This window comes from Chryseosolibacter histidinae, assembly GCF_018598225.1.
Taxonomy (GTDB): Bacteria; Bacteroidota; Bacteroidia; order Cytophagales; family Cyclobacteriaceae; genus Chryseosolibacter; species Chryseosolibacter histidini.
The window spans coordinates 14,152-27,555 of the sequence record NZ_JAHESF010000051.1 but is presented as its reverse complement, the minus strand read 5'-3'; the positions used below and the strand labels follow the sequence as shown (position 1 = coordinate 27,555).

General features: G+C 48.5%; 12 protein-coding genes. All 12 read right to left on the bottom strand.

The annotated features are described in order from the left end of the window. Positions 1-3: 3 nt before the first annotated feature. A complete protein-coding gene (locus KK083_RS28760) occupies positions 4-1,179 on the bottom strand; it encodes an N-acetyl sugar amidotransferase (protein ID WP_254169605.1) in 1,176 nt (391 codons plus the stop codon). Then, positions 1,166-1,930 (bottom strand): AglZ/HisF2 family acetamidino modification protein, encoded by a 765-nt coding sequence (locus KK083_RS28755; protein ID WP_254169604.1) that lies wholly within the window; start codon positions 1,928-1,930, stop codon positions 1,166-1,168. Before KK083_RS28755 ends, KK083_RS28760 begins: the two co-directional genes overlap by 14 nt. 9 nt (positions 1,931-1,939) lie before the next feature. Next, positions 1,940-2,551, bottom strand: a complete 612-nt coding sequence (gene hisH, locus KK083_RS28750; protein ID WP_254169603.1) for an imidazole glycerol phosphate synthase subunit HisH — start codon at positions 2,549-2,551, stop codon at positions 1,940-1,942. 258 nt (positions 2,552-2,809) lie between these two features. Further along, entirely contained in the window at positions 2,810-3,865 is a 1,056-nt protein-coding gene (locus KK083_RS28745) for an ATP-grasp domain-containing protein (RefSeq protein WP_254169602.1), read from the bottom strand. Between the two features lie 3 nt (positions 3,866-3,868). Further along, positions 3,869-4,573 carry a metallophosphoesterase family protein gene (locus tag KK083_RS28740; RefSeq protein ID WP_254169601.1) on the bottom strand — a complete coding sequence of 235 codons (705 nt, stop codon included), beginning with the start codon at positions 4,571-4,573 and terminating at the stop codon, positions 3,869-3,871. Beyond that, positions 4,570-5,463, bottom strand: a complete 894-nt coding sequence (locus KK083_RS28735; RefSeq protein WP_254169600.1) for an NAD-dependent epimerase/dehydratase family protein — start codon at positions 5,461-5,463, stop codon at positions 4,570-4,572. The genes KK083_RS28740 and KK083_RS28735 overlap by 4 nt, the downstream gene beginning before the upstream one ends. Continuing rightward, positions 5,460-6,410, bottom strand: a complete 951-nt coding sequence (locus tag KK083_RS28730; RefSeq protein WP_254169599.1) for an NAD-dependent epimerase/dehydratase family protein — start codon at positions 6,408-6,410, stop codon at positions 5,460-5,462. The genes KK083_RS28735 and KK083_RS28730 overlap by 4 nt, the downstream gene beginning before the upstream one ends. Positions 6,411-6,448: 38 nt before the next feature. Beyond that, positions 6,449-7,555: a DegT/DnrJ/EryC1/StrS family aminotransferase gene (locus KK083_RS28725; RefSeq protein ID WP_254169598.1), complete on the bottom strand. Its 1,107-nt coding sequence runs from the start codon at positions 7,553-7,555 to the stop codon at positions 6,449-6,451. Between the two features lie 9 nt (positions 7,556-7,564). Then, positions 7,565-8,533 carry a Gfo/Idh/MocA family oxidoreductase gene (locus KK083_RS28720; RefSeq protein WP_254169597.1) on the bottom strand — a complete coding sequence of 323 codons (969 nt, stop codon included), beginning with the start codon at positions 8,531-8,533 and terminating at the stop codon, positions 7,565-7,567. Between the two features lie 70 nt (positions 8,534-8,603). Further along, positions 8,604-11,201, bottom strand: coding sequence for a LamG-like jellyroll fold domain-containing protein (locus KK083_RS28715; RefSeq protein ID WP_254169596.1), 2,598 nt, complete (start codon positions 11,199-11,201; stop codon positions 8,604-8,606). 259 nt (positions 11,202-11,460) lie between these two features. Next, entirely contained in the window at positions 11,461-12,045 is a 585-nt protein-coding gene (locus KK083_RS28710) for an acyltransferase (RefSeq protein ID WP_254169595.1), read from the bottom strand. Then, entirely contained in the window at positions 12,042-13,166 is a 1,125-nt protein-coding gene (locus tag KK083_RS28705; RefSeq protein WP_254169594.1) for a DegT/DnrJ/EryC1/StrS family aminotransferase, read from the bottom strand. Before KK083_RS28705 ends, KK083_RS28710 begins: the two co-directional genes overlap by 4 nt. Positions 13,167-13,404: the final 238 nt, after the last annotated feature.

Below are 13,404 nucleotides of genomic sequence, written 5' to 3'. Positions count from 1 at the left end.
TGATTATGAATCTTTTGTAAGGCAATACTTAACATAAAAGCTCTTGGTGACATATCCCGACTTATAGAGGAGATAAAAGAGTGGAGCCATTCTTTCAAAGGTCTGCTTATATGTTGTGTAATCAGTAAAGTGCCTGGGGGTGGCTTTCATGATGCGCTCAAACTCATCGTCGGTAAAGCCCACCCTGCGCTTGATCTCGTCGAGGATATCCTGATCAAACGGTTTCTGTTCTTTTATTTTCACCAGCGCCTCTTCGCGGGTAAGCTGTCCTGACCTGATCAGTGCAGAGAACTCGGAATACCTCAGGTCGATCCCGAATTTTCGCGGCAGGTAATAGTTGTTTGCGAAGTATGCGGTGCGGTTCTCCATGTGATGGCCGCCATACCATTGCCAGCCATATTCGCTTGAAAGGAACTTCTTGGCGTTCTCCTTCACATAATCATAATAGTATAGTGGCCTGAATTTTTTGATCTTGTTAACCACTATCCATTTGAGCCAATGACTCATCCAGAGCATCGGCAATGTTTTAATCTTACCGTCGCCAAATTTGCGGTGAACTGTTTTAACATATTTGGCGTCCATATAGAACCAGCCCGGAGGAGAGATGCCTTCGGTGCGGAACGAATGGCCTTCCCAGATATGCTTGATCCCGTATTTGGCGGCTGCCATATAGTGTACAACGGCCAGCGCCAGGTCAGTAGGGATATCGATCTCAGGCACTGAAGCTAAAAAGAAAGACTTATAGATGCGCTGATATTCATCTGCGTCAACCACATGGGTATAGAGATCTATCTCCAGTTTTTCCAGTACGGTATGGATGTTCTCGACAGCAATTTTAGAGTTGTATGTATTGTCAAAATGCGCCGCCAGCACCCTGAGGCCGAACACTTCTTTTGCCAGGTAACACATGTATGAAGAATCACAGCCACCACTTACACCGATCACCACGTCATATGCTTTGCCCTTCCCATCGCGCTTCATCTGATCCACATAATCCTGGAGTATGGCCATACCTTTTTCACCGGTAGGATACTCCGTCATCATGTGCTCGTACTGACGGCAATAGTTGCATATTCCGGATTCATCGAAAGAAATACCGGGAATACGCTCGTCATAAATGCATCTTTTGCAAGCGCGTATCTCGCGGTCGTAATGCTCTAAAAACTTAAACTTGCTCATCTATAATAACATTTTCTCTGGCGGGGAATTTTATCAAAACCCCCATTCCTTTTTTCTGGTAGACTGCCATGCTGCCCAGCGCCGCCGCGTTGGCATCGCTCTGGTACAGTACTTTTTTAATGTGATCTATTTCACCTGCTCCACCGTTGGCGATCACAGGAACGCTGGCCATTTCAACTACTTTTTGGGTCAGGTCATAATCATAGCCCTGCCATGTTCCCTCTCGGTCTACAGAAGTAATAAGGATCTCTCCAACTTTCAGATCATCCTGCACAAAGGCACACATGCGTTGCAGATCGTATTCCGTTTTCCTGCCAGCATGCGAGAACACTGATCTTTTGCCCAGAAAATTGGATTTTACATCGATGGAGGCTACTACGCTGGAAGAAGCGTACTTATTCACCGCGTCCCTGACAACCTGAGGATTGTCGAAGATCAAAGAGTTGACGATCACTTTTTCCACACCGATCTTGAACAGCTGCGCAAAATCGTCAAGCGTGCGCACACCCCCTCCGTATGAAAATGGCATGAAACATTCGCTGGCAAACTGCTCTATCTTTCCAAAGTTGATCGGCCGGTTCTCTTTCGTAGCGTTGATATCGAGAAGCACAAGCTCATCCACTTCCTTCTCATTGTATATTTTAATTGCATTGATCGGATCCCCAATGTACGAAGGGTTCTTGAAATTAACCGTTTTCACCAGGTTTTGCCCGGTGTACAGAAGACAGGGCATGATCCTTTTTAGGGCCATAGAGGAAGATTATAAAGAAGCGAAATTTTTATACAACTTCATTCCAAACTTATGACTTTTCTCCGGATGGAACTGAGCCCCAAATATATTGTCTCTATTCAATGAGCAGGTGAATTTAAATCCGTAGTGGCTTTCCGCCAGTATATCCGATTCAACATTACACTTCACGTAATAGGAGTGAACGAAGTAAAATCTTTTTTTCTCATCCGCTTCAATCAGCGCATTCTCTTTCTTAACGGTCAAATAATTCCAGCCCATGTGCGGAACCTTCAACTTCAGCGAAGGATCGAATTGGAATCGTTTGGTCTCGGCGTCGATCCAACCCAGGCCGGGCTCCACGCCTTCTTCGCTTCGTTTGGTGATCAGCTGCATACCCAGGCAGATGCCCAGAACCGGCACTCGCTGCTTCAGCGCTTTTTCAGTTAAAACTTCGATCAGTCCATTCTCCTTCAAGTGGATCATTCCTGTATCGAACGATCCAACGCCGGGCAAAATGATCTTGTCTGCTTTTCTGATCTTTTCTGCATCGCCGGTAACAATAACATCCTTTACCTCGATCCGCTTGAACATATTCAGGATCGATCCTATGTTACCCATTCCATAGTCTACAATTGCGATCATACAGACTGCTTGATTTTAGGATTAAGATGAACAGGCTTCTGTGCGTATTTAAATTAAATGACCAGCTTAATCCAGATTTGCCAGAGCATTATTTAGCGCGCAAATTTATCAAAAATATTATATACTAAGGCATACTCAATTTCCACTTTCCCTACTTCGGCCGCTTTTATAAGCCCGCGCGCCTGGTGACCGGGTGCTGTCGGCAGCCGGATACCCACTCCATGTGAGCATCATGCAATCGTTGGCAATTGGAGGATGTTATTGCAACTCCCCGATATAGGTTTCGCTGAGCCCCCTCGTTATATGGCCCAGCTTATATGGAAACCTGCCCTGTATCTTTTCACCCAGTATCTCTCTTCTGATGAGCACGTCCGGCTCATTATAACCTACCATGGCGCGCAGGGAAGTGGTGCCGGAAAATCTTGGATTGATCTCAAATACATACACTTCATCTTTGTGAACCCTGCATTGTATGTTGATCGCTCCGCGGGCGCCTATTTTTCTGGCGATCTCTTCGCACGAACCTGTAACCTTGGGATTGGCCACCACCTCTCCCTGAGAAATGCCACTGCTCACCACAAGCAAGGGACCAAGCGCATCGTTTCCTGTACGGTTCTTTATTTTGATGCGGTTACTCAATCCGCTCATGATATTGCGCCTGATGGCGATCGAATTGATCAGCTCTCCATCCATGCCCAGCAGCACACCCACGGTATACTCTGCTTCGGGCGTTCCGACATACTCCTGCAGAATAAATTCCTGGTAAATGGTGAGCATGTATTGTGAGAACAGCTCCAGCTCGGCCTTGTCTTGCGCGATCATGGTATTGGCTGAGCCACCGCCACCTACAGATGGTTTGATCACCACCGGAAAAAAGGTGACAGACGCAAGGTCTGCCAGGCTTTTTATCTGATAGGATCTCGGAAAAAGAAAACCATTGTCGACAAAGAAATTGTTCGTTAAAAACTTATCAAGGCAGATGCGAACAACGTTGTCTGGATTGATCAACGGAAGCACGTTCCGGTCTGTGAAACGTTGCCTGTCGCGGCTGATCACTTTCAGCTCGGGTTCAGAACCGGGAATAATGGCGCGTACATTGTGCTTTTCACAGATCTGAAGCAACGTTTCAATATAGTTCGGCTGCGCGGAGCCGGGTACCTGGTAAAAGTGATCAACCTTGAATTTGTTATTGCAAAGCCCGGTGGCATCTGTGCCTATGACGGTATAGGCGTTCCCTGACAACTTAAGCGCTTTTAACACCTGCTCGCCCACTCCACCGCCGCCAATGCCGGTAACAAGAACATTTATTTGCATATCCTATATTATTTCTCCAACAATATCCTTCACGGGAATGGTACGTTCCCAAAGATTTTCCACATCAGGATGAACCCCTTTGTATTTTTCTCTCATCGCCGCTATGTTCAGCGGTAATCTGTAGATCCTGGCTTCTTTCGTATTCACATCCAGCACAGCAACGGCCGCCAGGGCTCCTGTATCGCGTGGCATGCCGCATGAGCCCACGTTCACATACCACGATGAATGATGTTGCCTGATAAAAGGCCTGTGCGTGTGGCCCATCAAAACAAAATCATATGGATATGCCTGCATGTTGCCAAGCGGCGTATCGGGGTAAAGATATCCATTCAAAGGATCTACCGGGCTTCCGTGCACCATGAGTATCCTTGTTCCGGACACGGAGATCTCCCGGAATGGCAGCTGCTTTTTAAGAAATTCAAGATTGCCGTCAGCCATTGTACCCCTGATCTTATCGAACTGATAGACCTGTGCGGCCCGGGCATCGGTCGGTAACCATCCCAGGAACATGGCCTCGTGATTTCCCATCAGGCAGTTTATATTCTCTTCCCGTAAAGTAGTCACCACGGCGTTGGCATCGGGCATATAGCCGATCGCGTCGCCCAGGAAAAAGATCTCGCTAACCTTGCTTGCCTGTCTCAGGAACGTCAATGCTTCCTTCAGGGCAATATGGTTCCCATGGATATCAGAAATGAAGCCGATTTTCATGAAATGGTCTCATGGGGTTGTTCCTGAAAATGCCTGATAAGGCGGCGCAGGCCATCCTGCAAAGACACCCTTGGCGCGATGCCCAGCGCTTTAAGCCGGTCGTTGCTAAACCTGATATTCAGTTTTTCGGAAGGATCTTCCCGGTCCGAAAAACGGATATGCGACCGCGTGCCAGGCACCATAGCGCGCAGCATCTCCGCGAGTTCGATCATTGAAACAGAGTGCCCGTAAACACAATTAAAAGTACCGTAGGCCGATTTGGCGATGCATTGCCTTGCCATATACGAGGCATCATCTTCATGAATGAAGTCCTGCAGTTTCTGACCCGATCCGCTCAGCACCAGATCGTCGCCACGAAGCACATTTCTAATGAATTTGATGAGCACGTTCTCGTGTCTTTTGTGAGGGCCATAAGGCGATGATAAACGCAGTATGATATGCCTGGGCAGTTGTTCCCTGATACGCTCCTCTGATGCCAGCTTCCCGGCGTAATACTCGCCCGAGGGTCTGACGGGGGCCATTTCAGTGAGGTACCCGGCATTGCCACCGTCGAGGGCATACAGGTATGCCGTTGACGTATACACCAGCAAAACGTTGTTGTCGCGGCAATACCGGATAACGTGCGTATCTGTTTCCCTGTTCTCCGTAATTATTTCAGCACCGGAATCCGCCAGCGGGATGTTGGCAGCAGTATGAACAATAACATCGGGCTTTTGTTTCAGCTTATCCAGCAACGCTTCTTTCGAAAGGTCGCCGGCAAGCGCAAAAGTAAATGTGTTACCGGTGGGCGCCTTGCGGAAAACAGGGATAACGTTGTGTCCTTCTAAGATCAGGTCACGTGTTATTACGGTACCCAGGTGACCGCCCGCTCCAGTAACAACTATATTCACGCGAGGCTTTTAAAGAATTCAGCAGTGCGCTCGATGCCTTCTTCAAGATCAACCATAGCTTTGAATCCCAGAATATCTTTTGCTTTATCCACGCTGGGGATGCGGATCGCGATGTCGGCAGACAGCGGCGGATCAAAGAGGATCTTGGAGCGGGAATTCAGCACCCGGCAAACGGTTTGTGCCAGCCCGAGGATTGTTATCACAGCACGCGCGTTTCCGATGTTAAAGCTGTGGCCGATAGCTTTAGGGTTGTCAAGGCACCGGAAGAGGCAGTCGACAAAGTCATCAACATAACACCACGCGCGGATCTGGGCGCCGTCGCCATCGATGTGGATCTCTTCATTTTTAAGCGCCCTCTTAATGAATATCTGGATAGCGCCTTCACCGGTTTGTCCGGGGCCATACACATTGAATGGACGAACAGTTACTACCGGAAGTTTATACTGAGAGTAGTAGGCATGGGCAAGGTGCTCTCCTGCCAGCTTGCTCACAGCGTAAGTCCAACGGGCTTCCCCGGCAGATCCGGCAACGGTCTGATCTTCTTCTGAAGACTTGAACGCCATGGATCCGAAGACCTCTGATGTGGAGAAATCGATAAACCTGTCACTGACCTGGTTGACGCGGGCGGCCTCCAGCGCGTTGGCCGTGCCGATCATATTCACCTGCATGGTCTTCACCGGATTTTTTATAACGGTGTCGATCCCTGCAATCCCCGCGGCGTGCACCACCACATTTGCGCCCTGCATCGATGCCGTTAAATGGGCAGCATCGAGCACATCTCCCTTGATGATCTTTATATTGGGATGATTTGCGTAGCCGCTTGCAGTCAGTGTATCGCGATGAAAATTGTCATATACCGTGATCTTATTGTCTTCGATAAGCTTTTTGATGAGTGTGTTTGCGATAAAGCCGGCACCGCCAGTAATGAAGATATTTTTTCCTTTCATTGATTTTTAATTTTTGGTCGAGAGTTGGTTGAGTAATGCTAGAGTAACCTTATTAACGTATCGCAAATGTAATGTATCTCATCATCCGTCAATGTTTCAAACATGGGTAGCGCGAGGCCCCGCGTGTAGAGAGCCCAGGCGTTGGGATATGTTTTTTCGGCATCAAAACCGTATTTGCCTTTATAGTAGGTCATGGCCGGGATGCACTGGGCTCCGTAATTCGTTCCCACACCGTGATCTTTCAGTGCCAGTATAAGTTTTGCCCGGTCGATATTCCTGTCAAGCAAAATGTGAAAGGTCTGCCAGGTGTGTTCCTTCTCCGGGGCATATTGCGGAAGGCTGACCTGCGCAATGCCGCGAAGCCTTTCGTTGTATAGCGCTGCCAGCTCCTTGCGCCGTGCCAACGTTGAGTCGAAACGCTTCAGCTGGCCCGTCAGCAATACTGCCTGCATTTCAGTAAGCCTGTAATTGAATCCGGCATCAATGAAGTCGAGATAACCTTGTGTGGAGATGCCGTGGTTTCGCAGCACATAGATCTTATTGGCAAGATCGTCGTCATTCGTAGTGATCAAACCACCCTCTCCTGACGTGATGGCCTTTCTTGGATGAAACGAAAACGACCCGAATTCCTTAAAAGTGCCCACCTGTTTGCCATGCTCCGTAGCTCCGAGCGCACAGGCGGCATCTTCGATCAGCGCCCAGCTGTTCTGCCTGGCGATCTGAGACAACTTCTGAATATCTGCCGACAGGCCAAACTCGTGAACAGGCATCAATGCCTTGATCTTCGGCGATCGCAGATCGGCAACGGCCTGTGCCTGAATATTGCAGGTGGTGAGCTCAACGTCTACAAACACCGGCTTGGCGCCAACCAGCTCAACAACGTTGGCCGTGGCAACATAAGAGAAGGCAGGGATGACCACCTCATCTCCCGGCCCGATATGCAACGCCTTCAGCGCCAGGTGAAGAGATGCCGTACCATTGGAAACGGCGATGGCATATTTGCATCCGATAAAAGCGGCGATGGCATTTTCAAATGCCTTTACATGCTCACCCTGCACCAGCATACCCGACCGGAGGACCTCCGCAACGCGTTCTATATCTTCTTCTTTTATATTGGGCCTGCTAAGCGGAATAAAGCTCTTCATGCGCGATGCTTAATTTTTCTGGAATGGATGAGCTGAAAGTGGCTGGGCTGCGAAGGGATGATGGTCGCCTGTTAATCCAAGCGGCGTCTTATGACGGATATCATGCGCGAGCTCTATAGACTGCCTGGTTTCGTTGATGCCGAATCCGTTTCCTTTCAATATTTCTTCGTAGCTGCGGGTGTGAAGATCGGTAAATCCTTCGCTAAACTCCACTTCTTCGCCGTCAACAGTGATGCTTCTGAAAGTTCTTTTGCCTGCGGCTTTCACGTTCTCGGGAATTGCATCGTAGTTGATGCTTAAAAACCATTTCACCCGTGCTCTTTCCAGCACCAGCGCACCCGCCGCCCTGTCATGCGTGTGGATGTGCACTTCATTTTCTTTTACGGCGCCAAAGATCCAGGTGAGCATATCGAAGAAATGAATGCCGATATTGGTGGCGATCCCGCCTGATTTGTTCATTTCGCCCTTCCAGCTTGTGTAATACCAGGAGCCACGGGAAGTGATATAGCTCAATTCAACATCATAGACCTTATCTTTCGGCCCCGACTGGATCTTGTTTCGCAATTCAATGATCACCGGATGCAACCTGAGCTGAAGGATGTTGAAGATCTTTTTGCCGGATTCCTGTTCCAGGTTCATCAGCGCGTCGATATTCCAAGGATTCAGCACCAGTGGCTTCTCGCATATCGCATCGGCGCCATGGCGCAAAGCGAACCGTATATGAGAGTCATGAAGATAATTGGGCGTACAGATACTAACGTAATCTGTTTTAACTCCCTTCCGCTTCAATTTATCGATATGCCTGTCGAAGCGCTCGAACTCAACAAAAAAATCGGCATTCGGAAAATAGCTATCGATCACGCCCACGCTGTCAAATACATCAAGCGCGGCCAGTAAATTGTTACCTGTGTCTTTAATCGCCTTCAGATGCCTTGGAGCTATAAAACCTGCTGCTCCTATCAAAGCAAAATTTTTCATGTATACAAATTCTTAAAAAAACTGAAAAAAATCTGACGACGACGCATCACTATCCACGTGCGACGGCTGCTTATTTTTTCAAAAATTTCCTTGATCGCTTATCGTTAAAGGTTTCTATTAATGCGATAAACATACCCGCCGACAGATGCTCAATATTAACACTAAAATATTGTATCGTTTCAACCTTATCAGCAGTTTCCCGGTAAAATTCCCGGCCGTTCATATCAAACAATCGCAAGGAGACGGCACCTGTAACGGGTTTGTTGAAATAGTAAATGTCCAGGTACCGTTCATTTCTGCTCTCCAGCATCAGCTTGGGCTCGCCTGTGGAACTCAATTCGGTCGAAAACGAAATATAGATTGCCGGACTTGATTTCACCAGCCCGTTTTTACCCGTTACTTCCACAAAATAATGGCCTTCCAACTTTGCCTCATAGGCGCTGGTGTCCATGTCAGGAACACGCTTGTTGTTATAATACCACGAATAGCTGTACTCCGGATCATAATATGTCTCGATCCGCAGCTTATCTACATACACCAGCGTATCCGCTCCTACGTTCAGTGAAACATTTGGCTCGAACAGCACTTTTATTGAATTGCTTTGTCCCTTTAACGCACCGTTTGTACTCCGCACAAAAACGGCGTATTCACCGTCTTCCACAATATCGATGGAAGGACCCGATTCACCTTCAAGCTCGGTGCCATCTTTGTACCAGGAGTACTGGTAGCCTGGACTCTGCGCTATCTTCAGGTTAAGAGATTCTCCGAAGGGAAGGATCAGATCATGATTATAAGGCAGGTTGACATTGAGATAGGGTTTCATTCTCCAGATATCGTTCTCCAACGAATCTGGATTATTGCCTGTTGTTCCACAGGTCAGATACATATTATTGTTAAAGATGAAAGCGGTAGCCGCATGCCTTGGCGACCATGGCACATTTTCCATCTGCACCCACCGCATACCATCTGTGGTGTACCATATATCACCGAGATTGCCACTATTATCGCCATAGCCTCCGATGATCCACACCTTATTATCGTACACCACAGTCTGGTGGAAAAAACGCGCACGCCAGGGGGGCGTCACGTGCTTGGTCCAGGTGATGCCATCGGCAGTACTCCACACATCGTTGTAATACTCGCGTGGATAATTATATTTTCCACCTCCGAAAAGCCAAAGCCTTCCGCGAAACGAAACCAGGCCACCGAAGCCACGACCTTCCCATGGTGCATTGGCGGTAACCATATTCCACTGTATTCCGTCAGACGAATTCCAGACATCGTTGAAAACAGAATCGCCTTTCAGTACGCCGTTGTTAAACTCCTGTCCACCCACCATCCATAATTTGCCCTTGAAAACGGTCACCATATGACTGGCCCTGGGCATCCATGGTGTCTCGCTTATGACCTCCGTCCAGTTCACACCGTCTGTACTTTTCCAGACGTCGGTCTGATAACGCTGCTGATTGGCGTCTCCTCCCACCAGCCATATCGCATTCCCGAAATTCACCCATCCTGAAACGTGTCGTCCTTCCCACGGCGCAACACCAGCCGGTTGCCAGTTGGTTCCGTCGGGAGAAGACCAGAGCTCGTTGGAGGTTGTTGTCGGATAAATGCTGGGGTTCCATCCGCCCATCAACCAGGCCTTATTGCCCAGCACGGTTACTCCTGCGCCATCGCGAGGATGCCAGGGTGCATCTTCGGTGACTTTTTCCCATTGATAGTCGGTTGAGATCGTCGGCGGGTTAAGCCTGAAGAGAGCAGACTGGGCAATAACCTCTCCGTTCTCATCTTTTAGCCTGAGCTTACACAGACGCGACCCGCTTTTGAGGGACATTGTCTGCCAGTTTATCAGGGGGTCCTGAACCGTTAGCCCGGAAGCTACTCTTGCCCAGGAAGCACCGCTGTTATAAGACACTTCAAGATCAACCGTACTGCCATTGATAGACGTCAGCAGAATGTCGTAGAAATAACCTGCCGTTAAAACTGAATTCTGATTTGGAAAAACGAAGAAGGGCTTTTCATCATAAATGTCTTTGATCTCCACACCGGTCATGGAAGTGGGGTAGATATTGATATCATCCAGGTATCCATCGAACGGAAATGCGCTTCTGCCTCCCAGAATCAATGCCGTTGATGACCCTATCGGATCTTTGTACGCATACTCACCAACAAATTTTCCATCCTGGTACATCTTTACGATTTCTTCCGCGCGCGTGATCGCAATGTGATGCCATTTGTCATCGGCGATATTGGAGGAGTCGTACTGAATACCGTGGTCACCACCGCCATTCCAGTATGCCCAGATACCGGTCACAGGATGGATATCAAAATCGAAGTTGCCATGGTCCAGGTCGCCAGAGCTGAACGCCTGTATTCTCCTCTTGCTATTGGTTCTCAGCCAGAATGAGACGGTAAAATCTCCTGTCAATGGCAGAAGGTCAGGCGCTATGAGTTCGATATTCGAGCGCTTACCATCAAAAAAATACGCCTCGTTCTTATTGCCAAAGCGATCCTCTGCCAGCACCACGCCATTATTGATAAATTCCGTGAAAGGACTCAGGTCAAGATCTTTGCTGGCGGGGACTCTAATCGTTGATTCCTGGCAGTTTGCCAGTGAGAAAAACACGAATAGTAAAAAAATAGTATTGCAGACTCTTAAATACATCGCGATAAAATATGGTGCCCTGCTTGATACTTTAATTTTATTGTCAACATAACAATGTTCATTCTCTTGTACGCGCATTTGCCTTCTACTATAGGTCTTCAAAAATTGCGGTCGTCTGTATTCCATTAGACCGGTTTTCCGCGTAAGGTTTAATGCACCAGTGTTAATTTCCTAACCTGCATCGGATTTCAGCTTCCAACCAAGCCTCACCGCCGGCCCCGGTTGCTTCATTTACACGGAAAACCGACATATATTCCCTTCAGGAGATTTTAGAAACCCTTCCGTTCGCAAGTTTATATTGCTCCTTACTCTCCGGACACACAGCAATGCCGTTGTTGTCAAAGATCAGTTTGTGACCATATTCACTCATCCAGCCGGTTTGTCGTGCCGGATTGCCCACTACAAGCGCATAGTCGGGCACATTTTTGGTTACAACAGCGCCCGCACCGATAAAGGCAAATGCTCCAATGTTGTTCCCGCAAACGATTGTAGCGTTAGCTCCTATTGTTGCACCTCTTTTCACCATGGTCTTAGCGTATTCCGATTTCCGATTCACCGCGCTTCGGGGGTTAAAGACGTTTGTGAAAACCATGGATGGACCAAGAAACACGTCGTCTTCGCATTGGACACCCGTATAAATGGAAACGTTGTTCTGAACCTTCACATTTTTTCCCAACACCACGTCAGGAGAGATCACTACGTTCTGACCGATGTTGCAGTTTTCGCCGATGATGCATTTGGGCATGATGTGTGAAAAATGCCAGATCTTGGTTCCTTGCCCTATTTCGCAGCCCTCGTCGATAACAGCGGTGGGATGGGCATAAAACGTACTTTTGTCTGTCATGCGCTTAAGGTCTTTTTTATAGCGTTGCAAATATACTCAAGTTGACCGGTAGTTAGTTCGGTGTGAATCGGCAGCGAGATCACAGTTTTGGAGAGCTTTTCCGTGACCGGGAAAGAGCCGGGACCAAACCCATCGCGCAGATAGGCTTTTTGCAGGTGCAGTGGCACCGGATAGTAGATCATGGTTGGGATTCCCATTCCTTCCAGTGTCTTTTTCAAAACGTCACGCTGGTCTTCCGCTGTTTTGATGGTGTACTGATGGAAAACGTGGGTTGAGTTTTTGGCCCTGACCGGTATGCGCACCGTATTCAGCTTGCCCAGGTGCTCGTCATAGTATGCTGCCGCGGCATTGCGCTTGGCGGTATATTCCGTAAGGTATTTCAGCTTCACATTCAGCACGGCTGCCTGCAGGGTGTCCAGGCGGCTGTTCACACCCACTACATCGTGATGGTATTTGATGCGCTGGCCATGGTTGGCGATGATGCGGATCTTCTCTGCCAGGGCCTTATCATTGGCGATAATCGCTCCTCCGTCGCCAAAACAGCCCAGGTTTTTTGAAGGGAAGAAGGATGTGGTGCCGATGGTACCGATGGTACCGGCCTTCTTTTTGGAGCCATTGCTGAAAGTATAATCCGCGCCCAATGCCTGTGCCGTGTCTTCGATCACATACAGTGAATGCCGTGTGGCGATCTCCATCAGCGGTTCCATGTCGGCGCATTGTCCGTAGAGGTGAACAGGAACAATGGCCTTCGTGCGCGGTGTGATCTTCGCGGTGATCTGGCGCACATCGATGTTGAAAGTATGCTCATCCACATCAACAAAAACCGGCGTCAGGCCCAGCAGCGCGATGACCTCGGCTGTGGCCACATACGTATGCACGGGCAGGATCACCTCATCGCCTGGTTTCAGGTCAAGGGCCATCATGGCTATCTGAAGGGCATCGGTTCCGTTGGCGCAGGGAATCACATTTGAACCGAGGTAAGCCCCCAGGCCAGCGGCAAATTCACCCACTGCCTTACCTGATATAAAATCGGTCGACGTCAGCACCGCCTCCATTGCCTTGTCTATCTCAGGCTTGATCTGCGCGTACTGCGTATAAAGGTCAACCATTTTAATATTCATTGGATAGGTAGTTTTTAATGGAAACTAGGATAATACGTGGTAAGGCAGCATGAAGTAACCCGCCGGTTGTTTCCCGCCAGGCTGGCAGCCGGATATTTTGGGAATACCGACGCCGGAAAGCAATATTTTTAAAAGCTTCGATGGGATCTCACTAACAGCAGATACTTTCAATGCTTGGCTGGAATAGTTTAAAAAACGCCGCAAAAATACGAAATCAGTTGATTTTTGCGGTCGGTAT

Bases quoted from the DNA above. Each gene is read 5' to 3' on its own strand.
- KK083_RS28730 (WP_254169599.1), bottom strand. From the start codon at position 6,410: ATGAAAGGAAAAAATATCTTCATTACTGGCGGTGCCGGCTTTATCGCA.
- KK083_RS28710 (WP_254169595.1), bottom strand. From the start codon at position 12,045: ATGACAGACAAAAGTACGTTTTATGCCCATCCCACCGCTGTTATCGAC.
- hisH (WP_254169603.1), bottom strand. From the start codon at position 2,551: ATGATCGCAATTGTAGACTATGGAATGGGTAACATAGGATCGATCCTG.
- KK083_RS28725 (WP_254169598.1), bottom strand. From the start codon at position 7,555: ATGAAGAGCTTTATTCCGCTTAGCAGGCCCAATATAAAAGAAGAAGAT.
- KK083_RS28755 (WP_254169604.1), bottom strand. From the start codon at position 1,930: ATGGCCCTAAAAAGGATCATGCCCTGTCTTCTGTACACCGGGCAAAAC.
- KK083_RS28720 (WP_254169597.1), bottom strand. From the start codon at position 8,533: ATGAAAAATTTTGCTTTGATAGGAGCAGCAGGTTTTATAGCTCCAAGG.
- KK083_RS28745 (WP_254169602.1), bottom strand. From the start codon at position 3,865: ATGCAAATAAATGTTCTTGTTACCGGCATTGGCGGCGGTGGAGTGGGC.
- KK083_RS28760 (WP_254169605.1), bottom strand. From the start codon at position 1,179: ATGAGCAAGTTTAAGTTTTTAGAGCATTACGACCGCGAGATACGCGCT.
- KK083_RS28715 (WP_254169596.1), bottom strand. From the start codon at position 11,201: ATGTATTTAAGAGTCTGCAATACTATTTTTTTACTATTCGTGTTTTTC.
- KK083_RS28705 (WP_254169594.1), bottom strand. From the start codon at position 13,166: ATGAATATTAAAATGGTTGACCTTTATACGCAGTACGCGCAGATCAAG.
- KK083_RS28740 (WP_254169601.1), bottom strand. From the start codon at position 4,573: ATGAAAATCGGCTTCATTTCTGATATCCATGGGAACCATATTGCCCTG.